The organism is Domibacillus sp. 8LH, assembly GCF_038806185.1.
GTDB lineage: Bacteria > Bacillota > Bacilli > Bacillales > Domibacillaceae > Domibacillus > Domibacillus indicus_A.
This window is the reverse complement of the sequence record NZ_JAVJNG010000263.1, coordinates 1-249: the sequence shown is the minus strand read 5'-3', so window position 1 is coordinate 249 and position 249 is coordinate 1. Positions and strand designations below refer to the sequence as shown.

Annotated in this window: 1 pseudogene; it reads right to left on the bottom strand. The window is 40.2% G+C overall.

From position 1 onward, the window contains the following. A pseudogene (locus tag RG959_RS24645) lies at positions 1–249 on the bottom strand (cell division protein); the annotation flags it as partial.

Genomic DNA, 249 nt, shown 5'->3' with positions numbered 1-249 from the left:
CAGCAGACCCAGGGCGACCATACATTTTTTGAATATCTATACCAGCCTGAATGAGGGCATCTCCAACGGTAAGTTGTTTCATTTCAAACATACGAACCTTTTGCTTATTTACATTAACCGTTACATAGTGAACTGGATTCTGTTTAGCGGCAATTGCGATACCAATAGGTGTCACAAAATCGGGGCCTTTTGGTAAAGTTTCCGATGAAACTAAATTTTGAATCGCATCAATTCCTCTAACTGCTACAC